We start from the raw sequence: 4,957 nt of genomic DNA, 5'->3' as shown, positions 1-4,957 counted from the left end.
GCGCGCTTCTCGAACACCCCGAAGCCGGTGATGTTGACCTTTTCGCCCTTGTTGACCGTCCGGATGATGATGTCGACGAGACCGTCAACGGCCTGCGAAGCCACCTTCTTGTCGCCCAGACGCTCCGACAGCGCCTCGATCAGCTGGGCCTTGTTCGTCATTCCAGTCCTCCATAGTGGAACTACTAGTCACGGCCCATCTCGGCCGACACTGCACACGGTATTACCAATACCGCACAAAATCCAACCGGGGGTCGAAATATTTCCTTGTACGGGGGCGGGTTCCGCCTCCTCAAGACCCCCTTCCGGACGCGACCCGTATCGCAAAGCGAACCGCCGCCATGCCTCTGAGCAGGCAAAACACGGTACTCGCGCCGTCCACTGTGGTCGTCCATATAGGACCCGAGGCCCTTCCGGAGAACTTTTCCCGCGACACGCCGAAGCAGCCCCCTCGGCGGGTGACCGGTCCCACCCGCCCCCGATCCCGTGCGGCGGCCGGGGATCGCGGCCCGCCCCGGCAGCCCCGGCGTTGCGGCGCAACCGGTACGCCCCGCCGAATGCCCGCGGCGGGGGCGAAAGGCCGTCCCCGAAGGGTGAGCTCACTCGTTCGGCGCAGTGCCGGCCTGCGTGAACCCCCGTGGCGGCAGCGCCGTGTTGGGCGCGGGACTGTCGTACCGGCGGGCTAGTCTGCCGCGGGAGGAAGCGCCGGGTGAGACAGGGAGAACCGTGGACCAGGAGACGCTCACCACCGTGGTCGGCCGGGTGGCAGGCACCGAGGACTCGACGCCGCTGCAGTTCTGCGTGGCCATCGATCCCGATGCCTACCTGCAGCTCGACGACGTCGTCGTCACGCGCAGGGAACTGCCCGGGCTCGGCGAAGTCACCTCCTACGGCGTCGTGACGCAGGTGACCGCGCGGCACGAAGGCGCCAGCTTCGGCAGCGACGTCTTCCTGATCTCCGACGGGGTCCTGCCCGCCCAGGTGCAGGAGATCGCCGAGATCGCCACCACCCGCGTCGAGCCCGAGTGCTACGTGCCGCCGAAGCCGGGCAGCCGGGTCGAGCGGGCCGTGGGGGAGGATCGCGCGCAGGCGCTGTACTTCGACAACATGACCCGCCAAGTGGCGGTGGGCCTGGGCCGGGACGGCGAACCCGTCTACCTCAACATGGACTTCCTCGACGGCACCCGCGGCGCGCACGTCAGCATCAGCGGGGTCTCCGGCGTGGCCACGAAGACGTCGTTCGCGTTGTTCCTGCTGCACTCGATCTTCCGCGGCGGCGCCCTGCCGAACGCCCACAACGCCAAGGCCCTCGTCTTCTCCGTCAAGGGCGAGGACCTGCTGTTCCTCGACACCCCGAACGTCCACCTCGACGAAAACCTCAAGGCCGAGTACGCCAAGCTCGGCCTGCCCGCGGAGCCCTTCGCCTCCGTCGGCTTCTACGCGCCGCCGACGCCGTCGGACACCACGGGGAAGCCTTACGTGACCGGGCGGACCTCGGGCGTGGGCGCGTTCTGGTGGACCATCGCGGAGTTCTGCGCCAAGGACCTGCTGCCCTACGTCTTCGCCGACGCCGAGGACGAGCGCAACCAGTACACGATGGTCATCCACCAGGTCGCGAACCGGCTGCGCCTGGACAGCACGCCGGCGGGCAAGGACGGCGCCGCGAACGTCGACGGCGTTCTGTGCCGCACCTACGCCGAGCTCGTCGACGTCATCTGCGAGCGCGTCACCGACGAGGAAACCCGGGCGAGCTGGGCGGGTGCGGTCACCGGCGCGGGCACGGTCAACGCCTTCATCCGCCGCCTGCGCTCGAGCCAGCGCGCGCTGTCCGGCCTCATCCGCGGCGACCTCGCCGACCACCCCGCGCGCTCGCTGTCCACGGAGAACCAGCAGGTGACCGTGGTGGACATCCACAACCTCGTCGAGCGCGCGCAGCGGTTCGTCGTCGGCGTGACGCTCGCGACCGAGACCGCGCGCAAGGAGGCGGCCGGCCCCGGCGGGCTGCTGTTCACCATGCTGGACGAGCTCAACAAGTACGCGCCGCGGGAAGGCAGCAGCCCCATCAAGGAGGTGCTGCTGGACATCGCCGAACGCGGCCGTTCCCTGGGCGTCATCCTGATCGGCGCGCAGCAGACCGCCAGCGAGGTCGAGCGCCGGATCGTCAGCAACAGCTCGGTGCGCATCGTCGGCCGCCTCGACGCCGCCGAGGCTTCGCGGCCCGAGTACGGGTTCCTCCCGGCCAGCCAGCGGGTCCGCGCGACCCTGGCCACGCCGGGCACGATGTTCGTGAGCCAGCCGGAGATCCCGGTGCCGATCGCCGTCGGCTTCCCGTTCCCCGCCTGGGCCACGCGGCTCTCCGAGGCCGGGACGATCCCCACGACCACGGCCGCATCGAAGAAGTCCGATCCCTTCGCCGGCCTCCCTTCGCGCGGCAGCGACCCCTTCGGTGACGACTCGCCGCCGTTCTGAGCCCACCGCCCACCACTCGAACGGAAGGACGAAGGGTGAAGTTCCTGCACACCTCCGACTGGCACATCGGCAAGACGCTCAAGGGGCGCAACCGCCTCGACGAGCAGCGGGCCGTGCTCGGCGAAATCGTCCGGATCGCGCGGGACGAGGCGTTCGACGCGATCCTCGTCGCGGGCGACCTGTACGAGACGTCGGCGCCCTCGGCGGCCGCGCAGGAACTCGTGGTGCGGGCGCTGATGGCGCTGCGCGAAACCGGTGCCGAGGTGCTCGCCATCGCCGGGAACCACGACCACGCCGCGACGTTCGAGGCGTACCGGCCGCTGCTGCGGGCCGCGGGTATCCAGCTCACCGGCGATCCCCGCCCGGTCCACGACGGCGGGGTCCATTCGTTCGACGCGCGTTCGACGGGCGAGCGCGTCAACGTCGCCGTGCTGCCCTTCCTTTCCCAGCGCTACGCGGTGCGCGCCGCCGAGCTGCTCGCCGGGACGCCGGCGGACAACGTCGGCCAGTACGACCAGCGCGTGCGCGACATCCTGGAGCACCTCAAGACCGGGTTCACGCCGGGCGCGGTGAACCTCGTCATGGCGCACCTGACGGTCACCGGCGGGGCGATGGGTGGCGGGGAGCGGGCGGCGCAGTCCATCTTCGAGTACCACGTGCCCGCCACGGCGTTCGGCGCCGATCCGCACTACGTGGCGCTGGGCCACCTGCACCGGCGCCAGTCGTTGCCCGCCGCGTGCCCGGTGCACTACAGCGGTTCTCCGTTCGCCGTCGACTTCGGCGAGCAGGACAACACCAGCGTCGTGCTCTCGGTCGAGGTGAGCCCCACGACACCGGCGAAGATCACCGACATCCCCCTGAAAGCGGGCCGGAAGCTGCGCACGGTCCACGGCACGGTGGCGGAGCTGACCGCGCGCGCCGCGGAGTTCGGCGAGGACTACCTGCGCGTCTACCTCCGTGAACCGACCCGGGCGGGCCTGCGGGAGGAGATCCAGGAAGCCCTGCCGAACGCGCTGGAAATCCGCATCGACCCGGAGTTCGCCGCGCCGGTGACGACGTCGAACGGCGACCGCGCGGTCGCGGACCGTTCGCCGGGGGAGCTGTTCGCGAGCTACTGCGCGGAACGCACGGTCGAGGACAAGCGCGTGCAGGCGCTCTTCGCGCGGCTGCACGACGAAGAGACGAGCGAGGTGTGACATGCGGCCAGTGCTGCTGGAGATGACCGGCTTCGCGTCCTTCCGAGAGAAGACCGAGATCAGCTTCGAAGACACCGATTACTTCGCGCTCGTCGGGCCGACCGGCGCGGGCAAGAGCACGGTCATCGACGCGCTCACCTTCGCCCTGTACGGCTCGGTCGCCCGCTGGGACCACGAAGGCCTCGTCGCCCCCGCGCTCGCCCCGACGGTCAACCGCGCCACCGTGCGGCTGGTCTTCGACGCCGGCGGCGCCCGCTACCACGTGGTGCGGGAAGTCCGGCGCAGCGGCGGCAAGAAACCCACGGTCAGCGTCAAGAACGTCCGCCTGGAACGGCTCATCGATCCCACCGCGCTCGGCGGGCCCGAGGACGACGCCGACGCGGTCGCCGCGGACTCCGAGGTCACCCCGGCGGTCGAACGCCTGCTCGGGCTGACGTTCAAGCACTTCTGCACCTGCGTGGCCCTGCCCCAGGGCGACTTCGCCGAGTTCCTGCACGCCAAGGCCGCGGACCGGCAGAAGATCCTCATCAAGCTGCTGGGCCTGGAGGTCTACGAGCGGATCGGCCGCCGCGCGGGCGTGACGGCGGAGCAGCAGAAGCAGCGTGCCGCCGTCCTCACCGAACAGCTCGGCAGCTACGCCGACGCCACCGAGGAAGCCGTCGCCGGGCTCGCCGCGCGGATGACGGCCCTGGAGGAGCTCGACGCGCGGGTGACCGCGGCCCTGCCGGGGCTGAACGAGGCCACCCGTACGTACGACGAAGCCCGCCAACGCGTCGCCAAGCTCGCTGCGGAACTGGAAGTCCTCGCCGGTGTGGAGCGCCCGGACGGCGTCGAAGACCTCGAAACCCGGCGGCGCGCAGCGGCGGACGCGGTCACCACGGCCCGGACGGCGTTGGAGACGGCGGAAACGGCGGACGAGGCGGCCCGGGCCGCCCTCGCCGCGGCTCCCGCGCGCAGTGAGCTGGAACGGATCCGCGCCGCGCACACCGAACTCGCCGACGTCGAGCAGGCCCTCCCAAGGCTCGGCGAAGCAGCGGAAGCGGCGAAGCAGGCGAAGGAAGCTGCCGCCACGGCTGCGAGCGAAGTGGTGTCCGTCCTCGACGCGGCCCGGGAAAACCGGGACCGGACCGCTCGGGCGGCGGAGGACACCGCCGCCGAAGCCGCCCGCGCCCGGCAGGAGCGGGACAGGCTCGCCGGTCTTCGGCCGCCGGAGGATCTCGGGGACCTGTCGGCGGAAGCGGCGCGGGTGGCGAAGCGCACCGCTGCCTGCAGGCGCTCGTCGGCGGCCGCGGT

General features: G+C 71.1%; 4 protein-coding genes. 3 read left to right on the top strand and 1 reads right to left on the bottom strand.

Annotation, left to right across the window (positions count from 1 at the left end; genetic code table 11):
• A partial coding sequence (locus ACWEVN_RS46535) for an HU family DNA-binding protein (RefSeq protein WP_452055542.1) occupies window positions 1–161 on the bottom strand: 161 nt, incomplete at its 3' end.
• A gap of 564 nt (window positions 162–725) precedes the next feature.
• Here ACWEVN_RS46535 and ACWEVN_RS46530 point away from each other — a divergent pair.
• The 3 genes from ACWEVN_RS46530 to ACWEVN_RS46520 form a co-directional block, all read left to right on the top strand.
• A complete protein-coding gene (locus ACWEVN_RS46530) occupies window positions 726–2,468 on the top strand; it encodes an ATP-binding protein (protein WP_452055541.1) in 1,743 nt (580 codons plus the stop codon).
• Between the two features lie 35 nt (window positions 2,469–2,503).
• Window positions 2,504–3,664 carry an exonuclease SbcCD subunit D gene (locus ACWEVN_RS46525; RefSeq protein WP_452055540.1) on the top strand — a complete coding sequence of 387 codons (1,161 nt, stop codon included), beginning with the start codon at window positions 2,504–2,506 and terminating at the stop codon, window positions 3,662–3,664.
• A gap of 1 nt (window position 3,665) precedes the next feature.
• The coding region (locus ACWEVN_RS46520) for an AAA family ATPase (protein ID WP_452055539.1) at window positions 3,666–4,957 on the top strand (1,292 nt) is incomplete at its 3' end.

The sequence above is a fragment of the Amycolatopsis sp. NPDC003861 genome (assembly GCF_053605405.1).
Note: the sequence above shows the minus strand (reverse complement) of the source record. Positions and strands in the feature narration are given on the sequence as shown.